The sequence below is a fragment of the Klebsiella sp. BIGb0407 genome (assembly GCF_024807845.1).
Lineage (GTDB): Bacteria > Pseudomonadota > Gammaproteobacteria > Enterobacterales > Enterobacteriaceae > JGM124.
Window position 1 is genome coordinate 341,518 of the sequence record NZ_JANUEQ010000002.1, and the last position, 25,402, is coordinate 366,919.

At 47.2% G+C, this 25,402-nt stretch carries 17 protein-coding genes; 5 read left to right on the top strand and 12 right to left on the bottom strand.

The features are described from left to right. Window positions 1-330: 330 nt before the first annotated feature. The 3 genes from M2387_RS08780 to M2387_RS08790 form a co-directional block, all read right to left on the bottom strand. Window positions 331-1,152, bottom strand: coding sequence for an aldose 1-epimerase (locus M2387_RS08780; RefSeq protein ID WP_259048778.1), 822 nt, complete (start codon window positions 1,150-1,152; stop codon window positions 331-333). A 2-nt stretch (window positions 1,153-1,154) separates the two neighbouring features. Next, a complete protein-coding gene (locus M2387_RS08785) occupies window positions 1,155-2,591 on the bottom strand; it encodes a sugar porter family MFS transporter (RefSeq protein WP_259048779.1) in 1,437 nt (478 codons plus the stop codon). 92 nt (window positions 2,592-2,683) lie between these two features. Beyond that, the gene (locus M2387_RS08790) at window positions 2,684-5,959 is read right to left on the bottom strand and encodes a DUF5107 domain-containing protein (RefSeq protein ID WP_259048780.1); all 3,276 of its coding nucleotides are present in this window, start codon (window positions 5,957-5,959) and stop codon (window positions 2,684-2,686) included. A 114-nt stretch (window positions 5,960-6,073) separates the two neighbouring features. Here M2387_RS08790 and M2387_RS08795 point away from each other — a divergent pair, with 114 nt between their 5' ends. Further along, complete coding sequence (locus tag M2387_RS08795; protein WP_259048781.1) at window positions 6,074-7,267, top strand: ROK family transcriptional regulator; 1,194 nt, start codon at window positions 6,074-6,076, stop codon at window positions 7,265-7,267. A gap of 93 nt (window positions 7,268-7,360) precedes the next feature. Here M2387_RS08795 and M2387_RS08800 read toward each other — a convergent pair whose 3' ends face one another. Beyond that, entirely contained in the window at window positions 7,361-8,806 is a 1,446-nt protein-coding gene (locus tag M2387_RS08800; protein WP_259048782.1) for a tagaturonate reductase, read from the bottom strand. Window positions 8,807-8,820: 14 nt separating this feature from the next. Further along, on the bottom strand, window positions 8,821-9,843 hold the full coding sequence (locus tag M2387_RS08805) for a zinc-binding alcohol dehydrogenase family protein (RefSeq protein WP_259048783.1): 1,023 nt from the start codon (window positions 9,841-9,843) through the stop codon (window positions 8,821-8,823). A gap of 539 nt (window positions 9,844-10,382) precedes the next feature. Between M2387_RS08805 and M2387_RS08810 the strand changes: the two genes are divergently transcribed. Further along, window positions 10,383-11,741, top strand: coding sequence for an MFS transporter (locus tag M2387_RS08810; protein ID WP_409039645.1), 1,359 nt, complete (start codon window positions 10,383-10,385; stop codon window positions 11,739-11,741). Between the two features lie 376 nt (window positions 11,742-12,117). After that, window positions 12,118-13,017, top strand: a complete 900-nt coding sequence (locus tag M2387_RS08815) for a GntR family transcriptional regulator (RefSeq protein ID WP_259048784.1) — start codon at window positions 12,118-12,120, stop codon at window positions 13,015-13,017. A 72-nt stretch (window positions 13,018-13,089) separates the two neighbouring features. On the opposite strand, the gene M2387_RS08820 is transcribed toward M2387_RS08815, so the two are convergent. Next, entirely contained in the window at window positions 13,090-16,122 is a 3,033-nt protein-coding gene (locus tag M2387_RS08820) for an autotransporter domain-containing protein (protein ID WP_259048785.1), read from the bottom strand. 382 nt (window positions 16,123-16,504) lie between these two features. Here M2387_RS08820 and M2387_RS08825 point away from each other — a divergent pair, with 382 nt between their 5' ends. Continuing rightward, on the top strand, window positions 16,505-17,254 hold the full coding sequence (locus M2387_RS08825; RefSeq protein ID WP_259048786.1) for an ankyrin repeat domain-containing protein: 750 nt from the start codon (window positions 16,505-16,507) through the stop codon (window positions 17,252-17,254). Window positions 17,255-17,337: 83 nt separating this feature from the next. Here M2387_RS08825 and M2387_RS08830 read toward each other — a convergent pair whose 3' ends face one another. The 6 genes from M2387_RS08830 to M2387_RS08855 form a co-directional block, all read right to left on the bottom strand. Beyond that, window positions 17,338-18,441: an NADH:flavin oxidoreductase/NADH oxidase gene (locus tag M2387_RS08830; RefSeq protein WP_259048787.1), complete on the bottom strand. Its 1,104-nt coding sequence runs from the start codon at window positions 18,439-18,441 to the stop codon at window positions 17,338-17,340. Between the two features lie 134 nt (window positions 18,442-18,575). Next, window positions 18,576-19,298, bottom strand: coding sequence for an ABC transporter ATP-binding protein (locus M2387_RS08835; RefSeq protein WP_259048788.1), 723 nt, complete (start codon window positions 19,296-19,298; stop codon window positions 18,576-18,578). Continuing rightward, window positions 19,285-20,121, bottom strand: a complete 837-nt coding sequence (locus M2387_RS08840) for an ABC transporter ATP-binding protein (protein WP_259048789.1) — start codon at window positions 20,119-20,121, stop codon at window positions 19,285-19,287. The genes M2387_RS08835 and M2387_RS08840 overlap by 14 nt, the downstream gene beginning before the upstream one ends. Further along, window positions 20,114-20,947, bottom strand: coding sequence for an ABC transporter permease (locus M2387_RS08845; RefSeq protein WP_259048790.1), 834 nt, complete (start codon window positions 20,945-20,947; stop codon window positions 20,114-20,116). Before M2387_RS08845 ends, M2387_RS08840 begins: the two co-directional genes overlap by 8 nt. Next, complete coding sequence (locus M2387_RS08850; RefSeq protein WP_259048791.1) at window positions 20,947-21,990, bottom strand: ABC transporter permease; 1,044 nt, start codon at window positions 21,988-21,990, stop codon at window positions 20,947-20,949. The genes M2387_RS08845 and M2387_RS08850 overlap by 1 nt, the downstream gene beginning before the upstream one ends. Window positions 21,991-22,090: 100 nt before the next feature. Further along, window positions 22,091-23,659 (bottom strand): ABC transporter substrate-binding protein, encoded by a 1,569-nt coding sequence (locus tag M2387_RS08855; RefSeq protein ID WP_259048792.1) that lies wholly within the window; start codon window positions 23,657-23,659, stop codon window positions 22,091-22,093. 410 nt (window positions 23,660-24,069) lie between these two features. Here M2387_RS08855 and M2387_RS08860 point away from each other — a divergent pair, with 410 nt between their 5' ends. Further along, window positions 24,070-25,305: a M24 family metallopeptidase gene (locus M2387_RS08860; RefSeq protein WP_259048793.1), complete on the top strand. Its 1,236-nt coding sequence runs from the start codon at window positions 24,070-24,072 to the stop codon at window positions 25,303-25,305. Window positions 25,306-25,402: the final 97 nt, after the last annotated feature.

Genomic DNA, 25,402 nt, shown 5'->3' on the forward strand with positions numbered 1-25,402 from the left:
AGATAAATGATCTAATTGAACAATTAAACGTTAATAATATGCATTTCTGTAGTGCCAGCGAACCCTATAACAATATTGAAAAATATTTCAAAAGCAGAGTCAGTTTTCTCGTCGTTCTGGACAACGAAAAAATCATGGGCGTAGTAGAAAAAGCACACCGGAGATATTAATATGTTCCATAGTTAATCAGTTACTATAATACCTGCAACCGCGCTGATGGTGCTTGTTCTGAGGCATGCAATAACCCTGCCTTCACTAAACTCAACCCATACAGTGGCATCGTCAAACCGTACATTTTTAGTTGAAATAGTCATTCCTGTCCTCAAAGAATCACCAAACCGTAATACCCATTTCCAGTTTTGTTCTCTCCCCCTGCGCCAGTAAAATCAGCCCCGGCTGGCCCTTGAGGTTATGGGCATTCACCGGGTGGCTTTGCGGCTCCAGGCAGATGAAAGGTTTATCCGGCATACGGAATACCATCAGATACGGCGTGGCACAGTCAAGCACGACCCGCATGGCCCCACTGTTAATAAGCGCCCTGCCGCTCCACCCGGAATAGCCAACGTTTAGCCACGCATTCTCCGGAATTCTACCAGTCGTGAAATCGGTCTGCGGGGTGGTACCACTCTGCCATGCCAGAGGTAAGTGTTGTTCACCTTCAGGCCAGAATCCAGTGGACAAAAACTGTACCTGGGTATCTGGCTGTAGCCGAAAGTAAGGATGAAACCCCAGTCCATAAACCATCGATTTACTGCCGCAATGAACCAACGCCAGCTCAGCGATAAAACGCTTTTCTACTAACCGGTAAGTGAGTTTTGCCTGGTAATCAAATCCGCACTCATACTGGCTGCAAAGACTCAGCACCACTCTCTCTGCGCTGTGTTCTGCTACCTGCCAGGTTTTCAGCCAGCCATCGCCATGTAAAAAGAAATCAGCATCTGCTGCGCTTTGCGGCAAAGTGATTTCTTCTCCATTTAATGAAAAACAATTACCTGCCACCCGATTAGCCAGCGGTAGCATGGGAAAAAGGGCTTTATCACCCGCGAGTAAAATCGGCTGCTGATATTCCAGCGAGTCGAGGCTGAGGATTGCCGCCCCCTGCGGGGCGACGTTGACGCGTAGAAAGTCATTTTCAAGAACGATACTTTCCATTATTACAGGGTTCTTTCGACAGGTGCTTTTACAGGGGTATCCTGTAATCCGGCCAGGCGAGCCTCTAATGCTTCCAGACTCACGCCTTTCGTTTCAGGTACATAACGACGAACATAGATGAAACCGGCAGCACAAATTACGCCATAAAGCAGGAAGCTACCCGCCGCCCCCAGACTCGCATTCAGCAGTGGGAAGGTATAGGTCAGGAGGAAGCAAGCGACCCACAGAGCCAGGGTACATAAAGATATTGCCAGACCACGAACACGATTCGGGAAGATTTCAGATAACAGTACCCAGGTGACAGGTGCAAGCGTGAGCGCATAAATGGCAATCGCCGTCAGTACCAGGAGGAGTACTGGCAGCCCCATAACACCCAGACCATATGCCAGACCGATCAGAGCATAAATGATGGTTAATCCCGCAGCGCCAAACAGCATCAGCTTACGGCGTCCGATTTTATCCACCAGCGGCAGTGCTGCAATGGTGAACACCAGATTAATGAGCCCGGTCGCGACAATCGATTTCAGCGTACTGTTGATATCAAAGCCAGCGGAGGCAAAAATTTCTTGGGCATAGTTAAAGATAACGTTAATCCCGCACCACTGCTGGAATACCGCCAGTACCACACCAATCACAATAATGGGTCTGACTTTTGGCTGGAATAGTGCGTTCCAGGAAACCTTTTGCGTGTCTTTGCTGAGTGTTTGCTGGATCTCATGCAAAGTCTGGTCAGCGTACTGCTGGTTACCAATACGTTTGAGCATCTGGTGAGCACGTTCATTTTTGCCTACGCGCGCTAACCAGCGTGGTGATTCAGGGACAAAAAACATCAGAATTAGAAACGCTAGTGCAGGGACAATGCCGGATCCGAACATCCAGCGCCAGCCCTCCTGTCCATTCCAGCTGGCACTGATTTCCTGTAGCGTCGCATTACTGGCAACCGGCTCGGCAATCATCAGGTTAATCAGCTGCGCCGCCAGAACGCCAATAACAATAGTCAGTTGGTTTACTGCCACAAAGCGTCCACGCTGGGCTGCGGGGCTAATCTCGGCGATATATAAAGGGCTTAATGCCGATGCGAGGCCAATAGCTACGCCACCCACAATGCGATATGCCACAAACACATCAAAATTATCGGCAACGGCTGTTCCCCAGGCCGAAAGGGCAAATAACAATGCGGCGATTATCAGCGGAATTTTTCGACCAAATTTATCGGCACACCAGCCTGAAAGTAACGCACCAAAGATACAACCGACCAGGGCTGAGCTCATCGCCCAGCCGGACTGAGCGGGGTCGGTAATAGAAAAGTAAGCTTCGTAAAAGGGTTTGGCCCCGCCAATTACGACCCAGTCATAACCGAACAGTAATCCACCGCAGGCAGCCACCAGGCAAATCATCCAGACGTAGCCCATGCGTAACTGAGTTTGCACAGTATTCATTGTCTATCCTCTATTATTGCTCTTGTAGAGATACATAGGGGGCGGGAGCACAAAGCTGATGACTGCCCGCCGTTTTATTATTATTTCAGCGCTCAGGCAAATACACCTCGCAGCCTTGCCAGTTGCAGCAGGTGGGCTTTGTCATGGGCCGGGTTTTGTTCAAGCAGGGTACTGAGTACAGTTTCAAACTTATCTTCTTCACCAAGACCCAGGTGTCCGAGGGCTTTGACGAACAGACAATGCTGTTGATGCGCCGCCTGTAATTTCGCATCAAGTGCGACTAAGTCAGGCAGCGAGACGGCAAAGAAATCGGGTTCGACACTGTCGGTGGCATGTTCATCAGCCCAGGCAATAAAGCTACGGAACTGCTGCAATGCCTCTTCCTTCCGGCCTAATCGCACCAGCGCCATGGTCTGATAGAACAGATAATCGACGGGCTGATCGTTGTAGTAGCGCCCGGTCGCAAGAGAAGATCCGCCCTTAAGTGCCTGAGTAAAGAGCCGATCCGCTCGTTCGCTTTGATTTTGCTGGTCAGCACACCAGCCAAGCAGATACCAGAGGTCGTTATCGCTTTGACCCACAAGACGTCCCTCACCGAGGTTTTCCGGGTAACTCAGCGCCTGCTGTAATAACTCCTCCGCAAGCCCGAACTGCTGCTCACTGATATAATCCAGCGCACGCCTTTGTAGATTAATCAGATACTGACCGGTGACTTTGCCTTCCCCACCTTCCCACGGATGGAATTTACGTTCTGCCAGCACTTGCGCTGCTGCCTGAGTTTCCCCGTGGATATTCCACAGGCTCAGTAACTCAGCGGTAAGATCGTCTCGTTTAAGCGCGACTTCACGTCGGCCTGTAAGATCTGCCAGACGTTGTTTTGTCGAACAGCCGGTAAGCTTTTTCAGATAATCGAGTTCAAACAGGAAGCGGGCATTATCAGGCTCTAACTCTACTGCCCGTTGCAGATATTGCTCAGCAAGTTTCGCATCTCGTTGCTTATTCCAGGCGTGAATGCCTAATACCCTCTGCACTGGAGCAAACTCTGGTAATTGCCGTGCGGTAAACTGCCAGCAGGCCAGCGCTTCGCTATAACGACGCTTGCTGTACCAGAAGCAACCCAACAGGTACTGGGCATAACCCTCCTCAGGCAAACGCTGTAACATCTGTATTTCATCCAGCGTATTGGGGAAGCGGACTTTATCTGCAAAGTGCTTTTGGGCCAGGTCCAAATAGCGCTGTTTCTCCTGGCTATCGCTTTCAAGCGCAGCCTGCCAGAGCAAGGGGATCGCTTCCCGGGATTGCAGCAGCGACAGGAGATCTTTTGCCGCCGGCTCAGCACCCAGGCTGATTAACCACCCGGCTAACATGCTGCTGTTCACGCCACGCTGTCCGGTTATCCGGCGAAGTTCTGTTTTATCCGCAGTACTTTGGGTGATAGCCCAGCGCGCATAGTGGAGCGCATAGCTTAGAGGGTAAATCTCAAGCTGCTCTTTGATCCAGGTTAACGCGGCTTCAGAAGCGCCTGTTTGATGCAGTGCCAGTGCTTTTAAACCCATCGCCAGGTTATTGCTGGCGTTAAACTTCAGGCTTTGCGAGACAAAGGTTAGCGCCTGAGTGAAATCGCCTTTACGAAATGCCAGCCGAGCGAGGGAATAAAAGGCCGCGTCGCGACAGTTGCCGCTCCAGCTCGCTTTAAAGTAATCATCAAATGCCCCTTGAACATCGCCCTGCCGCTCTTTGGCTGCCGCACGTAGCATGCTGGCATCCCCATTCTGCGGGTTTTTATTCAGGCGATGTGCACGCTTAAGTGCTCCGTTCGCATGCTGTTCAGCTGCGAGCCAGTTTCCGCGGTTAAATTCCAGCGTCCCCAATGCCACGTTGCAGCGGTAATCCAGCGGATCCAGTTCCAGTGCGCGCTGGTAGTAGTCAAAAGCGGAGCGGCTTGCATGCAGATATTGTTCAAGATGCTGCCCGATGAAATAAAGTTCATCGCAGTTATCGAGATCCTGCGGTTTGGCCGGAACGCTGGCAGCCTGTGGCAAAGGTAATTCTTCGGTAACATGTTCGCGATAGCTCAGAATAATATTCCCCTGAGCATCGCAAAGATTAAGCGTCAGTCTTTGCGGCCAGCAGTCCTGCACGGCTTCCATCCACGCTGTCGCTGGCTGTAAGTTCAATGCTGTTTGCCAGAGCGTTTGGCCTTCAGCCTCAATATTAAGAGTGACCCCAGGCAACGGCGCTATCGCATACACACCAAGATTCAGCTCATCGTTATGACGCTCAAGCTTGATAGCCGCCTGAGTATTCGCATTCTGCAACGTACCAAGCTGGCTATAAGGAAGGAAATTCTGAACAAAGACTTTTTCTTCGTAAGGTGCAAGCCAGGTGAAATCGGGCTGGTTATCGGTAAATACGCCCGTCATCAGTTCAATGTACGGGCCGTTATTATCCGTCAGGTTGCGATCCCAGGCCTGGCCAAAGTCGCAGTTTCCCCATGTCCATTGTTTCTTACCCGGGGAAACATGATGATCGGCAATATGCAGAAGACCGCCCTGCTCGCCATGATGATAAGCGCCAACAAAGTCATATTCCGATTTATCCGCCATATAGGATGTCGGTACCGGAATATTTTTATAACGGGAAATGTCGACTCCCGCGGAATAGTCCACCTTGTAATAGGTCCCCTGGGCTATAGGGAACGCCGAAACATCGCGTTTACCGTGATCGAAGACGGCGGTGACATCGGGCGGGAAGACGCTCTGGTGGTCGTCGCCCCCTTTCACTGCTGGGTTAGCCCACCACAAAAAGTGACGAGGCGTGGCGTTACCGTTAAAGACTTTGCCCGTAATTTCAATTAGTGCTTTATCCGGGTACAACGTAAAACCCGTCATCACTTGCAGGCCACGCATCGGCTCTACTTCGCCAAGCCAAACCGTTTGTGCGCCGTTTTCGCTTTTCTGAAACGTAACGTCAACGGGCATAAAAGTGGTTGGACGGTGGTGCTGAGGCCAGTTAAATTCAATGCCCCCGGAGATCCACGGCCCGACAAGTCCCACCAGCGCAGGCTTCACAACTTCGTTGTAGTAAACAAAGTCACGCTCCATCACTTTATCGTAGGCGCGATGAATTCTTCCCCCCAGCTCAGGCAAAAGTAATACACGAATAAAATCATTCTCTATCCAGATTCCCTGATAGTCGCGCATCTCACGTTTGCCGGTCAGGGTATCAATCACGCCATAGGGATAAACCGATCCGGACGATCCCTGATAAACGCGATTTTCCAGAAACATCGGATTGGGATCTTCTGCGCCGGTGGTCCAGGTGGGCAAGGTCAGGGTTTCTTGCCAGACATTGACGGTTCCGTACATTTCGCTTCTCCAGTAAACAAAACACAGTGAAATACGCTATGTTTGCAGTGTAGAGAACTTATTCAGGCTTAAATCGTTTAAGGCTCACGCAATACAGTTAACGGAGTTTAGTGAATGAAAGCATCAGGATTAAATAATCAGCGAGTGCGTTATCTCAATCGACAGCTGATGATGACGCTGATATGGAGACACAAGCGGCTAAGCAAATCTCAGTTTGCTCAGCACACCGGTTTATCTATTCCTGCGGTAAGCAAAATTCTTGATGAGCTGGTGGAAGATGAAAAGTTGCTTCATTCAACCGAAAATCTGAGCCTCCGGGGGATGAACAGCGGCAGCTATCAAATCCCCCCAAACGGAGATTTCATTCTCTGCATGAGCGTCACGCCGACCAGCATAGAGAGCCAGCTTTGTGACGCGCAGCTTTCGGCACTCGGAGAGTTTGAACGGATACAGGTTAACGCCACTACGCCTAAAGAACTGCTGGCAGCGATTGAGTCCATATGGCAAAAACTGCGAAAGAAGTGGCCTAAAAAAATCATTCATCTGGCGCTCGCCATTCACGGGCAGGTAGACCCGATAGCAGGCGTCTCGCAAACCATGCCGCAGGCTCCCTGGCGTGAACCGATAGAAATCAAATATCTGCTGGAAGAAAAGCTGGGCGTGACGGTGCGAATCGATAACGACTGCGTGATGCTGGCTCTGGCTGAAAAGTGGCAGAATCCTGCCAGCCGCCAGGATTTTTGCGTTATCAATGTGGATTATGGAATTGGTTCATCGTTTGTTATCGGCGGACAAATTTACCGTGGCAGCCTGTACGGAAGCGGACAGATCGGCCACACGATTGTGGATCCGGACGGTATAGCCTGTGCTTGCGGGCGCTACGGTTGCCTGGAAACCGTAGCCTCACTGACCGCACTAAAAAAACAGGCTCGCATCTGGCTAAAATCTCAGCCTGATTCACCAAAATTAAATCTTGATTCACTGACCGCAACACAGCTGATTAACGCCTGGCACGAAGGAGATGAAAATGTTCGCCACTGGGTGAATAATGCAGCAAACACTATCGGCCTGAGTCTGTATAATTTTCTTAATATACTGAATATTAATCAGATATTTTTCTATGGTCGAAGCTGTGGCTTTGGCGATAGCTGGCTGGCAACCATCAACCGACAGATTGGTTTTAACCCTTTCGATCACGGCGATGCGCTTGAAACCAACGCCACACAAATAGGCTTCGGGCGGTTAACACGAACACAGCAGGTGATGGGGATCGGTTATTTATATGTTGAAGAAGCGCTGAAAGATTAAACGAGTCGCTCGAAAATAACCTGGTGAATAATATGTGCATCATTTTAATAAACGATGCACATTTTTGATTATCTGAAAGCCCGTATTAATGATTTAGAGTAAAGGTTGAATCGCTTTTCTCATGCCTTGCGCCAGAATCTCATCAACCTGAGTTGATACCTTATCGACCAGATTAGAATATTGACTGAGATTTATATCCCAGTGCTTCTCATTGGCGAGAACCTGGTTAACAAATTGATGGGTAGAAATATCTTTCCCAACCAAAGGCCAGGTTTGAGAGAAATAGGCCAGCCAAATGTCATCATCCTGTAATGGATACGATTGTTCCTCTCTTTTGCCACGATAAAATACCAGTAATGCGGCTAAGGCAAAACTGAGTCGCTCAGAAAGGTGTCCTTTCTCTAAACCCGCCAGCAATTGAGGCAACAGCCGCGTTTTAAATTTCGTCATGCCATTCAAAGCGATAGAGAGTAGCTGGTGTTTGATATAAGGATTCTGAAATCTTCCTGTCACTGCGCTGGCAAATTCACGAAGCTCTGATTCCGGTAAGTCTAAAACGGGAATAATGTCATCGCCGATCAATTTCTCAATAAACTGTCGGACATCCTCATCACACATTGCCTCGCCTACGGTATCGAGTCCGGATAGCCATGCTACCGGAACCATTGCCGTATGGGCGCCGTTTAGGATAGCGACCTTACGCTCTTTATAGGGTTTAATATCCGGGACAATATGGATATTCATTGGATGTTTATCGAGATATAGCTCTTTTGCCAGCCAGTCCGGTCCCTGAATAACAAATAAATAAAAATATTCCGCCGTATCCAGGAAACTATCTTGATAGCCGAGTGTTTCCTGTAATGCTTTAACTTCTTCTTTAGGGTATCCAGGTACAATGCGATCAACCAGAGTCGAGCAGAATGTATTATCACTCTCTATCCATGAAATAAATTCAGAGGATAGCGCCCATTCTTTGGCATAACGTAACACTAATTTTTTTAATGCCTCGCCGTTATAGTCAATAAGCTCGCAAGGGATAATCACCCAGCCTTTATCAGTCTCACCATTAAAGGTATTGAATCGTTCTAACAGTAGGCGGGTCAGCTTCGCTGGATAACTCACCGGAGGCGCATCATCCACGCGATCCCCTTCGTGATAATTGATACCCGCTTCTGTTGTATTAGAAAAAACAAAGCGGATATGTGGCGCACGGGCTAATGCCAGAAATGATTCAAATGACTGATAGGGATTAATTTCATTATTTACGCTGCGAATAACGCGAAAATCACTCACTTTTTCGCCATTATCATCCAGTCCACGAATGATAGTGGTGTATAGGCCATTCTGAGTATTTAATGATGGCGGAAAATCAGTATTAATCGGACGAACGACAGTTATTCCGGCATTAAACTGTGTATTCTCATTGAGAATATCAACAGACCAGTCGACAAAAGCTCTTAAAAAATTGCCTTCACCAAACTGGATGATGCGTGTTGGCCAGGCATTTCCTGGGAAGTTTTCACGATTTAATATTTTCATTATAGAATCTTCCCTTAGAAGTGAATGACGCCTTTGATAAGATCGCGATTATTAATGACGGAATCTTCATACTGCTCAGCAAGGGTTGTGAATTCATAATGATGAGTCAGCATCATTTCAGCATTCAGCTTGTTTTCCGCCATCAGCCGGCCCACTTTTTGGAAGTCTTCCGGAGTCGCATTTCGGCTCCCCATCATGGTGGTTTCTTTCTTATGGAAATCAGGGTCAGAGATACTCAGATTACCTTTAAATAAGCCCACAAAGACAATGGTTCCGCCGTGACGGATCAGGTTCACCGCATTATTCATTGCGTGCTGATTTCCTGTCGCATCAATCACTTTAAGCGGAAGCGCGCCATCAAACTGCGCTCTCAGACTGGCTTCAAAATTCTCAGCAGAAGGATCGACGGTTGCCAGCGAAATATTGTTTTCAACATGCTGTCGTCTTACAGAACTGGTATCGGCTACTACAACATGAGCGCCATCGGCATGTGCAATCGCGGCAACACCGAGACCAATCGGACCGGCTCCAACAACCAGCACAGCTTCTCCAGGTTGCAGAGCTGCGCGCCTTACCGCATGGGCACTAATTGCAAAGGGTTCAATCAGCGCAGCGGCCTCCGGGGCAATACCTTCAACAGGCAGTAGATTACTAAAAGGGACATTTAAAAACTCTGCGAATCCCCCATCCTGGTGAACGCCAATAACGGAGATATTTTCGCAGCAGTTTGTTTTACCACTCAGGCATGAAGGGCATGTCTGGCAGGCAACATAAGGGATAACCGATACTTGCTGACCCACTTTAAATGTCCCAGACTCACTGCCTAACTCAACTATTTCACCACAGATTTCATGGCCAAGAACTCTTGGATAACTAAAGAAAGGTTGATTCCCTCCCCAGGCATGAATATCCGTTCCACAAATACCCACAACTTTAATTTTTATCTTTGCTTCATTTTTTACCGGTGGATGTGAAATTCTTTTTTCCCAGACAAGTTTTTTAGGTTCAGGGCAAACTAGCGTATTGTTCATCGACATAATACTTTCCTTTTGAGGAAGGGAAATTAAATAACTGACTGATAGCAGAAATGGTCTTCACATAATTAAAAGTCAGAAAATTAAATATCAGCAGTACCTCTCAATAGAGAATTGACTCAAAATCCGATCATATAAAAACCATCTCATACAATTCCTAATTTCAGCGATACATAAGTGGATTAACACTTAGCAAACTCGCTTATTTCTTGAGGAGTAATTTCAGCCAAAAATAAAAAAAACAGGTAAACAATCCCGACATCTGTGACTCAGCGCTCATAAATCCGTACAAAATGTGATTTTAAAAATATCTTACTAATATACAATGATTTTTTATTAATGTACCGATAAAAAACAAGAAATCATTAACCGACGCACGATTCAATCAAATCGATGGAAGATAATTTTTTTTTCTCATTATCCTCGCTATCAAATGATTTCATTCAATTCTTTAAATATGGATTCATTTACCGTTTCATCATGACTTAAATACATTAAGTTGATATTTTCTCTCAATGATACTGGATGAGAAGGAGTTTGATGTGGATAGTATTGACAGTACCCTTACCCAAGACGGCAATGTTAAAAATAAAACTAAGACCAATGAAACTAACGAGGCTAAACAAGCGTTACCAGCGAAAAGTCAGCGCTTAAAAAAAATACAAATAACGGCGATGGTTTTATTATTCCTTGCCGCAGTTATTAACTATCTTGACAGAAGTTCCCTTTCCGTTGCGAACTTAACCATACGTGAAGAGCTTGGCTTAAGTGCAACCGAAATAGGTATTCTATTATCTGTATTTTCCCTTGCTTATGGTATCGCTCAATTACCCTGTGGCCCTTTGCTTGACAGGAAAGGACCGCGTTTGATGTTGGGTATCGGCATGTTCTTCTGGTCACTCTTCCAGGCGATGTCCGGCATGGTTCATACCTTTACGCAGTTTGTTTTAGTGCGTATCGGGATGGGGGTTGGTGAAGCTCCTATGAACCCTTGCGGTGTCAAAGTCATCAATGACTGGTTCAATATTAAAGAACGTGGTCGTCCGATGGGCTTTTTTAATGCCGCATCAACGGTTGGAGTTGCAATAAGCCCCCCTATTCTTGCTGCAATGATGCTGGTTATTGGCTGGCGTGGCATGTTTATTACCATCGGGGTAATGGGCATTTTCCTCGCAATCGGTTGGTATATGCTGTATCGCAACCGTGAAGACATTATGCTTACGGAAGATGAGCAATCTTATCTTAATGCTGGCACTGTCAGCGCGAAGCGTAATCCATTAAGTTTTGCCGAATGGCGGGGTTTATTTAAGAACCGTACCATGTGGGGCATGATGCTCGGTTTTAGCGGTATCAACTACACCGCGTGGCTTTATCTGGCATGGCTGCCCGGGTATCTGCAATCTGCTTATAATCTTGATCTGAAAAGCACGGGTATGATGGCGGCAATCCCTTTCATGTTCGGTGCTGTCGGCATGTTATTAAACGGCTATGTCACTGACTGGATAGTCAGAAAGGGTGTTTCACCGTTAAGAAGCCGTAAAGTCAGTATCGTTATTGGTATGGTCTGTTCCGCAATGTTTACCTTTATTGTTCCACAGGCGGAAACCTCGCTCTCTGCGGTATTATTAATTGGTATGGCTCTGTTCTTTATTCACTTTGCAGGGACCTCTGCCTGGGGAATTATTCACGTTGCTGTTGCATCCAGGATGACGGCTTCTGTCGGTAGTATCCAGAACTTCGCCAGTTTCATCTGCGCCTCTTTTGCACCTATCGTCACCGGTTTTATTTTAGATAAAACGAACTCATTCAATTTAGCCTTGATTATATGTGGCTGCGTCACTTTATTAGGCGCTGTTTCTTATATTTTCCTGGTTAAAAAACCGATCATTGATACACAATAATAACACAGTTTCTCTATAAATAATTTCATCAATAATCGGTACGTACATAATATGTATGTACCTACGATATGACATTTAACCTTAGCTGCAATACTATTTGCTGAGCATTATATTTTTAATACTCAGCATTAGTAATAGATGCCTCATCAATATTCCGACTATTTAAAGCCAATCCCTGAAAACAATAATTAAACTAACAGCACCCTACTCACCTCAAGAAATGATTATATCACTTCAAACTAAGATTTAATTTTTTCTTATAAAGCAGTCCTGTTTTAGATGGCAGATAAGCTGACATCGTGCTAACGTCAGCATTCAGGCTATAACATTATTATAATAAATGATATTAATATGCTGTGAGCAATAGGATACAACAATGGCAAGATCAAAAAATTTACGCGCGAAGGTGATCAATCAGTTTCTGGACGCGATTCAGCAGCAGTATTTACGGTCGCCATTACCCTCGCAATCTGCACTGGCAGATATGTATAATATTAGCCGTACTACTGTTCGCCACGTTTTAGAGTATCTGGTAGAGAAAGGGATACTGGAAGATTCTGATAATAACCCTAAAATAATCAGAGAACCCAGTGAGGATGACTTTTTAGATATTCTTGTCGGCCCTACAGAAAAAAACAGTGACGAATTTGAATCTATTTTCTATAGAATGATTCAACAACATATTCTGAAGCCTGGAAGCAACTTCACCGAACTGCAACTGGCAAAATATGCTCATGTACATCCTACGGTTGTCAGAGAGTTTTTGTTGAAATTTTCACGCTATAATCTAATTGAAAATCAACATCGCGGCGTGTGGCATTTAAAAATTTTCGAGCAAAAATATGCTGAAGAACTTTTTGAACTCCGTGAATTATTAGAGACGTTTTCGCTTTCTTATTTTATGAAGCTTCCCCCAGAAGATAACCGATGGGTACAGGCAAAAGAATTACTGTTTCAGCATAAACAATTAAGAGACAGCGTTATCAATAATTATCGTGCATTTTCTGAACTTGATCGTAAATTTCATCATCTGTTGCTTTCAGCAGCAGATAACCGATTTGTTGAGCAGGCACTTGATCTTGTCACAATAATTTTTCATTTCCATTATCAATGGGATAACAAAGATTTGCGCGAGAGAAACATTCTTGCTATCGAAGAACATATGATAATTTTAAATGCCATTATTAATCATAATGAACCGTTAGCCATGCAAGAGCTGCGTAATCATCTTAATACAGCAAAATTATCGATGATTCGTTCTTTGAAAAAAAATTAACAGATATTCATTTCTTAAGTACAGGCGATAGAATTATTTCTACCGCCTGCGCGTCATACTTTACAGAGTCGCTTAGAAACCAATATTGAGTCTCAGATGAGCGCCGTTGTCGGTAACACCGCCACCGAACTGACCGCCATAGGATAATGACAGGTTCGCATTATCGGTTAGCTTTTTGCCAATTCCCGCTTCAACGCGTGCGCTGTTTTCTGCCAGCGGCGTTCCTGCCACATTAAAGCTGTCCGCGCTAATAAAGTGCAAACGTGCCTCTGGGTCGACATCACCAAAAGCATGACGCCAGCCGACGCTACTATTGACAGTCCATGCGCTACCCTCGGTACCGAAGCTACGTTCCAGACGTACACCCAGGGTAGAGAAAGTGGTATTCATTTTAATCGCATCACCGCCCAGTGCAGCAGCTCCGCCCGTTTCACTGAAGCCGTCGATCTTACTGGCGATATGCGCAAGTCCGGCAAAAGGCTCAATATTCACCACGTCAGTTGCAAACGTCATGCGTCCTTCACCAAAGACCTGGAGAGTCCGGGTATCCATATCTGCTGTTAATTTCTCATTCAGAGAACCGACTGTGACATCACGCTTCGCGCTGATATCCCCCCAGCTGCCTACTGTCCCCAGGGTCAGTCCTAACTGGTTATAGGTGTAATTTGCGTAAGCGCCCAACTGATAATTGTCGACATCTGCGGAGAAACGACGATCATTAACGTCAAAATCGCCCTTATCTGCACCGGCGAAGATACCCAGCATCATGCTGTCAGATACCGTACCGTTAAAACCAAGCAAGAAACCATGACTGCGATATTCACTATCGGCAGAACCCTTAGCACCATCGGCATCATGGCGACCACCGTAGGCACTGAGCCAGACGTTGTTATCCTGCGTGGTGCGTACCTGCTCTGTAACCGTATCGCTGACGGTCAAAGCACCGCGAGTCATGGCTCCTGCCAGAGAGGCATAACCTTCACCCGATAACGCATCAAACGCATATTGTGGTGCGCCTCTATCCAGCATGGCTACTGCGTTATACACCGCATTTCCCGACCCTAAAGACTCAACGGCTGTTGCGGTAGCAGCCTGGTTAGCGGTGGTCGCGACTTGAGCAAATGTGATGTCATTGCGTGCAAGTTGCATTGTGACGGCATTTGCGGTGTAACCCAGATTAGCATCGAGGAAAGCATAACGACTGGTTACGGCTCCGAAGGTGCCAGAGATCCCCTGGTCTGCGGTTAAAATGGTATAGGTTGAAGCTATGCGATAGTCACCATTCTGGCCGACATGTAACACTGAAGCATCACCCAATGTGGCGGTTCCGGTCACGGCAACCAAATCACTCTTATTCGTCTCAGGGTCAACTTCAACTTCATAAATGGCGCCATTGGTTAGCGTCAGATCTCCGTTCACCGTCAGGGTGCCAATCGAGTTACCCGGCGCCAGCGTACTGCCATTGGCGACGGTCAGATTACCGACGGTACCGCTGCCTGAAACGGTAGCGCCATCGGCGACAAACATTGAACCACCCAGAGAACCATTAACCGACAAAACGCCACTTGCCACCTGCGTGGTACCGGTAAACGAAGATCCATTCCCGGTATAGATCAGTTTAGCGAATCCGTCTTTACGTAACGTTCCGTGACCTGAAAGCGTATTTTCAAGCGTATCGTCAGCATTGATATCAAGAGCCAGCGTCGCGTTATTGACGATAGCGCCGGTACCGAAAGCCCGGCCATTAGTGCCCACCAGAGTTCCGCCCGACACAAGGGTACCGCCACTCCAGCTATTACGTCCTGCGAGTGTTAACGACCCGCTGCCTGACTTGGTGAATGAACCCGCCCCGCTGATGTCGTTGAGCCATAAATCAGCAGCAGAAAGACCACCCTCCGCAGCGTTCATCACGACAGTAATATCGCTATTGAATGCGCCGTAGCCATTGGCTGCCTTGAACAGATTCAAACGATCGTATCCCATGCCGTTATCCATTACGCCACCTGAGGCATTCGAGGTTGTCGCCAGAACGTCGCGCAACTGTTCTGCGGTAAGGTAGGAATAACGTGTTTCGATCAGGACTTCGGCATTTTCCGGGACAACCACGGCTGCCGTGGTATCACCAATCGGGGTAAAGGTATCTTCGAAGGTGTATTTGGCGTAGAGCGCTTTATCAATCTGATACTGCCCGTAGGCTGCCTCTGCGTTGATACCGCTGGTATAGCATCCAGAGACAGTGCCTCCGCATTGCTCTGCGAAGAAGCTCTGCGCCTGATTATAAGCTTCCGCACGCAACGCAGGATTCGCAAGAAGATCCTGAATCGCGTAATAAGTGGCATGCATTCTGCCGCCAATCACATCCAGCGGCGAGTGAATACCGGTGACGACACGGCTGTAGCCAATTTCACCCGCACGCAGGATAAGATCTGAATATTGCTGTGGGATTGCATAGGCAAGACCGAAAGCGGAGAGATAAGCCGCGTTAGTATGTCCGCTAGGAAAACCACCATCACCGTTTCCGGTGGCGGGCACTCGGGCGACCAGAGATTTTTGCAGTACCCAGCTAAGATCTTCACCATCCAGAGTCTGGCGGAAAGGACGCGGGTAGTTGTATTTATTTTTAGCCGGAGTGGTGGATGCCGGGTAACGCACAGCCCCCACCAGGTCGACGACTTTGCCTAATCCGCTGGCCGCTGATCCCAGACCGTTTCCTTCATCACTCACTCGACTGCTGTATGCACGGTCCGGGATCCCCTCAACCGTGGTGAAAGCACCGGTTTCTGCTTTCAAAATACTGGCTAAGGGTCCAAGGCCTGCAATAACAGCATAATTAGCATCCTGAGCATCAAACTCAAAAGCCGAAATTTCTTGTGCCTGAGTGCGCACGCGAGCGATATCAATCACCGTCTGGACATTCTGACGAAGGACAGTTTCGCCAAGTGTTGTCGGGACACCGTTATCCCATGAGGAACCCGCAGTCCAGAATTTATTATAACCAGACAAAACATCAATCGCTGAGGTGGGTTGGGGCTCGGCCGCAGAGACACTCAGGGGTATCAATGAAGCAATTGTTGTCGCTAACAGTGCTTTAGTGGGGAATGCCATGTGTGTTATGCCTTTATTTTCTTATGGATAAGGAAATTTTGTGCGGCACTGTAGCGATTTTAAATGACGAAACGGTGACATTATTATTTCAGTATTTGGCTATACCTATGAAAATACAGAGTTATATCCGTTTATCTGACTGTATGAATAATTTTTCGTCGCCTATTAAAGTATGAGTAAAAAAAGATAAGATCATTAATAGATATTATTTAATATAAATTACATAAACAGACAGTATTTATAATTCTATGATTTATTATCAATAAATACAGATGTAGCTGAAATAGATTAACGATATCATTCAGTTTATTTGATTATCTTTTTATAACTTTTAGCTATATATTAGATACATAATTTTAATCCCTACAGGATAATTTATATCATGAAAAAATTAGCTAAGATTATGATATTACCTTTTATTTTCACCTCTTTCGCCTTTTCAGTACAGGCGGCAGAATTAAATGCAAATAATCCTGATGGTTATAAGCAGTTTAAAATGGATTACTCTGAAATGGTTGATATTGCCAACCCTGACAAACTAAGCCATCGAATTTTTTATACCAAGCCTTCAGAAGGGCCGGATGCAAAATGGTTTGATGCTGTCAAACAAGGTGACCTGGCGACAATAAAAAACATGGTAGAAAGTGGGCAAAATATTGAAGCTAAAGACAACGCCAGCCTCGGACAAACTGCGTTAGGCTGGGCTGCATTTATCGGATATCCCGAGGTAGTCGACTACCTGATAGCGAATAATGCTGACTTAATGGCTACAGATAAAGCCGATGTCAGCAATGCGCTTAAATCCGCAGGGTTGGGTAAAAATGTGGTTGTTTTTGATACTTTGTATAACAAACTTAAAGATAAAGTTGATTTAAATAACCAGAGTAATGATACCCAGGGTGAGACAATATTGATTGTCGCAGCAAGTAATAACCGCGTCGATATCGTTAAATATTTACTGGATCATGGGGCAAAAACAGATTTAGTCACCACGGAAAAAGATAAAAATCATCCTGCTTACAACCAAAGTGCCTTCTCTTTTGCTTGTAGTAAAGGGAATACTGAGACTGTCAAAATTTTACAAGAATATGGTGCCGTTAATCACCGTAACCATAAAGCGCAGTGTGAATAGCCATTATCCTGAAATGAGCTAAAAGATAAGGGGAGCATGTTATACATGGCTCCCCTTTTTTATTTAATTCCCTATTACAGCGATTATTTGGCCTGATAGACCAGCGTTCCTTTTAAACCATGGGGTTCGGAACGTAAATACTGTGGCGGGGCCTGAACCTGGGCATTAAGTGCCGCTGCGGCCTGCCACGGCCAGTGCGGGTTGTAGAGCATCACACGACCCAAGGCAACAAAGTCAGCGTCTTTCTGGGCAATAACGGCTTCAGCCTGTTCAGGTTCAGTAATCAGACCGACTCCAATGACCGGGATCCTCACCTTCTCACGGATTTCACGAGCAAAAGGTAACTGATAGCCCGGCTCCACTGTGATAGTCTGCGCGGCTGAGAGCCCTCCGCTGGAAACGTGCAAATAGTCGCATCCCAGTAGCTCCAACTGCTGGCTGAATGCCACTGACTGTAAAACATCCCAGCCGCCGTCTACCCAGTCGATCGCAGACAAACGTACGCCTACCGGAATATTAGAGGGTACAGCTTTGCGCACAGCGGCAAATACTTCCAGCGGAAAACGCATGCGATTTTCCAGCGACCCGCCGTACTGATCTTGTCGCTGATTACTGAGTGGCGATAAGAATTGATGCAACAGATAACCATGCGCAGCATGTATCTCGATCAGTTCAATACCCAAGCGAACGGCGCGTAGTGCACTGTCAACAAACGCCTGCTTAATTCGCGCTAAATCAGCATCTTCTAATGCCACAGGTAATACATCATGTTCAGCAAAAGCAATGGCGGATGGCGCGACCGTTTGCCAGCCTCCCTGAGCTTCAGGCAACTGACGGCCTCCTTTCCAGGGTGCACGGCTGGAGGCTTTACGCCCCGCATGCCCTAACTGAATGCCGAGGCGTATCGGTGACCAGGTACGGATATCATTGACGACTTGCTGTAACGCCGCTTCAGTCTCGTCATCCCATAAACCTAAGTCATCCGGTGAGATACGACCAATGGGTTCAACTGCCGTCGCTTCCAGAATCAATAACCCCGCGCCCGAAAGAGCCAGAGCCCCCAGATGAATACGGTGCCAGCTCGTGGCTTTCCCCTGCTCTGCCGAGTACTGGCACATCGGGGCAATCACTATGCGGTTTTCCAGCGTCAGTTCACCAATACGTGCTGTGCTAAATAATTGACTCATAGTCACCTCTTTAAATGGCTTGCTGCCGCTATTTTTTCTTTGCTCATCAAAATGATGGCGGAAGTACTTCAAGTTAATCGTAGCAGATAAGCTGATACGTACATTAAATGAAGAGAGAATTCTCTTTTAATAAATTAAGCCGCATCCACCCGATGCTCGCCCCTTAGCAAAGCTGCGCGATCGTATTCATGCTGGATAATTCCACCCGCCATATAGGCCGCACGGTCGGACATATGCGCTATCACATCGGCATCATGACTGACCAGCAGGTAGGTCATACCCGACTGCTGTTTTAGCCGATTCAGCAGGTTAAGAATTTCAGCCTGGACCGACATATCCAGCGCAGAGGTGGGCTCATCCAGCAGCAGAATTTTTGGCCGCAGCAGCAGGGCCCGGGCAATAGCCACACGCTGTCGCTGTCCACCGGAAAGCTGATGAGGATAGCGCTCTGCGGCATCAGCAGGTAAACCAACCTGAATCAGTGCCTCTTCTACGCGCGCGGGAATATCCCTTTCCTTGTGAATCACCAATGGCTCTGAAAGCGTACGGTAAAGCGTGTGATTAGGGTGTAGCGAAGCATAGGGATCCTGAAACACCATCTGTACGTTACGCCTGAGTTCTCCCTGAAAACGCATGCCTGGTTTAATCGCGTCATCAAACAGTTTTACTTCGCCACGCCATTCCCGCTGCAACCCCGCGAGTACGCGCATAATGGTTGATTTTCCGCAGCCTGAGGCACCGATTAAACTGAATGTTTCACCTTCATTAATGGTAAAACTCGCCGCACTCACCGCCGTTTTGACCTGGCCCTTGGCTGAAAATTGTACGCAGAGATTACTGACCTCAACGATTGCCATTCGACTCTCCTTTCAGGTTCTGGGTACGATCAAGCGTGGGTAACATCGTACCGTAGGTTTCGGCATTCGGGCGGCAAGTCCAGAGCGTGCGGGTATACGGATGGGTAGCCTCAGGCAATGATGCTGCGGGCATTTCATCAACTTTTTGCCCCTGATACATGACCAGCACGCGGTGGCAGTGTTCTGCTACCAGGGGGAGATCATGGCTTATCAAAAGCATGGCCATCTGACGTTGCTCGCATTGTTCCACCAGCAGCTCAAGAATTTGGTTACGCAGACGCGCATCCAGCGCAGAAGTGGGTTCATCGGCAATCAACACTTTGGGATTATTTGCCAGTGCGATGGCAATCATCACCCGTTGTCCCATACCGCCAGAGAGTTCTGCCGGGTAGCGTGGCAGAACATTGTCCTGTAACCCGACCGCATTGATCACTTCCCGGATCCGCTCGCGCCGCTGGCTCGAGGAGAGTTTTTGATGCAAAGATAAGGCCTCGTCAACCTGTTGAGCGACGTTTTTTACCGGGTTGAGCGCGTAACGAGGATCCTGCAACACCATAGCGATTTCATTGCCGCGGATCTGCTGCCAGTTGCGCGTTTTCATCGCCAGGAGATCGTGGCCCAAAACATTAAGCTGACCGGCACTGACCTTGCCCGGTTTACGCACCAGCCCCATCAGCGACCGGGCCGTCATCGATTTACCCGATCCCGACTCGCCCACCAGCGCCAGACGTTCATTGCCCAGCGTAAAAGAGAGATTATCCACGACGCGCGCGCCGGGATAATCAATATTCAAATCGGAAACAATAATGCGAGACTCAGTCATTACTCGGCTCCAGCACGTCACGTAGTCCATCACCCAGTAAATTAAATGCCAGACTACTGATCAAAATAGCCGCACCTGGAATGGCCGCAATCCACCACTGATCAAAGATGACCTGCATACCGTCAGCAATCATCGCCCCCCATTCCGCCATCGGCGGTCTGGCACCAAGACCGAGGAAACCAAGCCCGGCGGCAGCCAGAATAATCCCCGCAAGATCGAGAGCCAGTCGCACAATCGATGAAGGCAGGCAGAGCGGAAGAATATGGCCCACTAATAAACGTCGGCCGCGAATACCCGACATCTCTGCGGCGGCAAGATAGTCACTATGCCGCAGACGCTGAATTTCACTGCGGGCCTGACGTGCATAGGCAGGCCAGGTTGTTAACGCCAGTGCCAGTGCGCCATTCACCAATCCAGGCCCCAGCATGGCCACAAAAGCGAATGCCAGAATCAATCGAGGCATAGACATCACGATATCGGTAAAACGCATTAATACCCGCTCTATCCAGCCACCGTAATAACCGGAAAGTATGCCGATAAGCAGCCCCGTCGGGAGCGTTATCACCGTCACCAGTAGTACCAGGCCAAGAGCCGGACGTGAGCCATAGATTAAGCGTGAGAGCAAGTCACGTCCGTAACTGTCGGTGCCAAGCCAGTGCTGTGAATTCGGTGCTTGCAGGCGTGCAGCGGCATCCTGCCAGTTGGGATCAAATGGCGCGAGTAGTGGCGCAAAGAGGGCAACCAGTATTAGCAGGGCAATAATCACCAGACCACATACTGCGGCAGGTGAACGCAGCAGGCGGCGGAAAAAGAGATAAGACGGCATTAGCGCACCCTCGGATCGGTGATTCGCACCAGTATGTCAGTTAAATTATTGATAATGACAAATGACACGCCAATCAGCAGCGTCCCCCCCATAATCGCCGTCGTGTCCGCTGCAAACAGCGCGGTTGTTAAATAGCGCCCGATACCCGGCCAGGAGAATACGGTTTCAGTGAGCACGGCACCTTCGAGCATCGAAGTATATGACAGGGCGATCACTGTGAATAATGTGCCACGAATATTAGGCAGTACATGGCGAACCAGAATCGCCATATCTCCCGCACCTTTAGCACGTGCCAGAGTAATGTACTCTTTGTTCATTTCGCTAAGGCAGGCGGTACGCGTCAGTCGGGTGATGCTGGCCAGCGAGTAGTAGGCCAGCAACAGCATGGGCAGCATCAGATGATTAATCGCATTTAAAAAAGCGCCGCGATCGCCGGACAACCAAGTATCAATCAGTACAAAACCGGTTTTAGATTCCACCGTATACTGGTAAATATCATCCAGTCGCCCGGGGCCCGCGCTCCACTGCAGATGTGCGTAAAACAAGGCCAGCATCAGCAAGCCGAGCCAAAAAATAGGCACTGAATTACCCAGCAGGGTGAATGTACGCACCGCGAGATCCCAGGGGGATCCGACAAAACGCGCGCACAGCACGCCAAAAGTAATACCCAGTACACTACCAATAATCAGTGCCAGCGTGGCAAGCTCAAGTGTCGCCGGGAAGACCGCGAATAAATCATGTAAAACTGGCTGACCGGTTGCGCTGGCAGTACCTAAATCACCTTGTGCAAGCTGAGTCAGGTAATGCCAGAACTGCATTGGTAGCGGCTTATCTAAGCCCAGTTGCTGGTGAACCTGGTCATAGGTTGCCTGGCTTGCATGATCGCCGACGATTTGCAATACAGGATCAACGGGCGAAAAAGCGGAAAGAGAAAAGGTGATAATCAGCAGACCGATAAGCGTAAGCGCGAGGGTAAATAAACCCGTGACCAGAGTGAGTAGCGGACGCCGCAGATGATGCAGAGTGGAGGTAATGAAAGACATGTATGACTCTGTATTAAAAAACGAGCAAGGTGGATAAGCAATCATGCCATCCACCACAGAGTAAAGGCGGGTGAACCCGCCTTACTGTAAACAAGATAAGTTACTTGCTTACTTTATCATAATAAACCATATCCGCATTCAGTCCCTGCTGGTAACCCTTCACATTGTCCCGTACCACAATCTGCGTTTTACCCTGATCAATAAATACATACGGGGAGTTACGCTGTAATTCCAGCTGAATTGCCTTGTAGAGATCCAGACGTTTGGCAGGGTCAGCTTCGGCTACTGCGGCCAGTGTTTGTTTACTCAGCTCAGGAATTTGCCAGCTATTCAGACCTGCGACAGTACTGGATTTTCCATCGTTAAATGCAAAAGTACTGGCATTTGAGTGGGCATCGAAATAGTCCGGGATCCACATACGAATGGCAGCCTGATGCTGTTTAGCCCGAACGCGCGCATAGACCTGGCTGCCAGCCGCCGGTAGCAAGTCGATTTTCACGCCACCTTGAGCAAAGCTCGCCTGCATAGACTGAGCGAGAGTGATAAACGGCTGTTTGTTTTCTACATCCAGCGTGAAGTGCGCATCTTTAATCCCTGCTTTAGCGAGGATCTCTTTCGCTTTTTCCGGGTCGAATTTGAATGGATTGTTATCCAGAGCACCCGCGAAACCAATCGGCAGGAAGCTTTGATGGATAAAATACTGGCCTTTCAGCAAATCTTTGGTGATCCCTTCGTAATCCACCAGGTAGCGAGCCGCTTCCCACAGTGCAGGATTTTTCAGCAGCGGATTAGCGTTATTACCGGTGTTAAACACTAAGTAATTCTGTTCAGCAGAAGGAATGCTGAGCACTTCAATGCCAGGCTTGCCTTCCAGAGCGCTGGTCTGATCGGCCCCCAAATCACGGGCAATATCCGCATCGCCTTGCTGGATAAGCAGACGGCGTGTCGCCGGATCGGGGACATTTTTAATAATAATATTATTTATTTTTGGCTTATCACCCAATGTTGTCGGGTTAGCATCAAGCACGATAGCCTGATGTGGCTGATAAACACGCATTTTGAACGGGCCACTGCCCGCAGAATGCATTTTCAGCCATTCATTACCAAAATCACCTGCTTTCACATTCGGCGCGACGGCTTTTTCATCGACGATAGAAGCAATCGGCGTAGAAAGGATATTCAATGCCACATCCGGGCTGACGTCAGCCGTCCAGTGTAATTCCAGGGTATGGTCATCGACCTTTTTCAGCTGGTTTGCAATGTTTTCTGGCTGCCAGCCCAGTACGTTCAGAATAAAAGCAGGCGATTTGTTGAGCGTCACGGCACGGTTATAAGAGAAAATCACATCTTCCGGGCGTACTGGATTACCGGAAGAGAATTTGGCATCCGGGCGCAGTTTAATAATCAGTTTTTTATTCGCAGCATCGCCCTGCCAGCTTTCTGCCAGAACAGGGGTAACTTTTTCTGGATGTTCACGATCGGCCTGTACCAGGCGCTGGTAAAGGCTCGGTAACGTCTGAATGCTGGACAGTTCGTTGGCTTCAGCAGGATCGAGGCTAACGATATCATCTAATCCCTGAGCGACAACTAAGGTATTCGGTGGTGTTGCAGCAAAGCTACCCAGAGATAGCGCCGTCAGCAAAAATAATGGAAGAGCTTTTTTTTGCATTTTTATACCCTGTAAAAAAATATTATTTTAGATTGTATGCTTTATCATTATTAAGAACCTGGCTCAATAGGTCGACAGGCAATAAAATGACCGTCTCTCAGGATATTTCAGTGAGCAAACATCATACGGAGAAATATTTTATTTGTTACAAAATATATTAGTTCGAACATGTTTCTAACTTTTCTTGAGATAGCTTTACGCTATGTGATAAAGATTTATTCTGCAAATGTCAAAAAATAATTTACTTATACCTTTATGTTATATAGCAAGAATGGTTCGCGTTGACTGCAGGCGAAAAGTTCAGCCCGGAGTGCTGGTTGAATCAAAATCCATTACCTAATAGGATGGGTTTTTAGTGTCAAAATGATACCTTAATATAAATAATTTCTTGGTATTCGAGATAATAATTAATGACAACAAATAAGAATTTAGCTTCATTGAAACAACAACACTTAACAAGTGTTACCGCGAAAGCACGTGAAATTATGGCGCGCGAAGGTATTGAAGCGCTTGTCGCAACAGTGGGTGATAATTTCTATCATTTGACGGGTTTTGCGAGTTTCTTCATGTATACCTTCAGGCAAACCGGCACGGCAATCGCGGTTATTTTTCGCGATCCTGCGATTGAATCTGTTGTGATCATGAACGAATTTGAAGCCGCAAACTTACAGCTTGAAATGCCAAACGCTAAAATTATGACATTTCCAATTTGGGTTGATGTGGATGACCCTTATAATCCGAATAACGGTAAAGAAATTAAACCCAGACCGATTAACAGCCCTATTGAAACCATTTTCACATTATTAAAAGAAAAGTTTTCAGAAGCAGGCGTTGATGGTTCCCCCATTGCCATTGAAATTAATCAAATGAGTTACTCGGGGAGAACATGTCTGGACAAAATCATTCCGGGATTAAATTTAGTCGACTCATCCCCGCTATTTAATGAATTACGTGTTATTAAAAGCGAGTGGGAAATAATTCATTTAAGAAAAAGTGCTCAAATAACTGAAGCGGGTATCGAGGCTGCAAGTCAATTAATTAAAGTCGGCTGTACCTCTGCCGAGTTAACTGCTGCGTTTAAAGCAAAGGTCATGGAGTATCCGGAAACCAACTACAGTCGTTTCAACTTAATTTCAGTAGGGAGTGATTTTTCACCGAAAATGTTACCCGGAGATGTTCCTGCTAAAACGGGTGACTTAATTAAATTTGACTGTGGCGTTGATGTCGCGGGTTATGGCGCTGATATTGCTCGTACCTTTATCGTAGGAGAGCCCGGCGAAAAAGTTAAAGAGCTTTATGAAACTGTCCATAAGGGACACGAATATATGCTTAGCCGCGTGGGACCGGGCGTACGGCTCAGTGATGTATTCAATGAAACGATGGCCTTGATCCGAAATTCTGGTTTACCACATTATAACCGTGGGCATTTAGGCCATGGTGACGGCGTATTTGTGGGCTTAGAAGAAGCGCCATTTGTGAGTGCAGCAGCAACAGAGACATTTCGTCCCGGAATGGTGATGAGCTTAGAAACCCCCTATTACGGAATTGGCGTGGGTAGCATTATGATTGAAGATATGCTGCTTATCACTGAAAATGGTGTGGAAATGTTGAGTAATCTACCGCGAAACTTAGTTTCTTATGGGTAAGTGAAATAGTAATTGCACCCAGGGTAATATGTAAAATCTGTCCTGATGGGTTTTTATTCCGGGCAATGATGCTGTGAGCAAAATGCAGCATCACCTC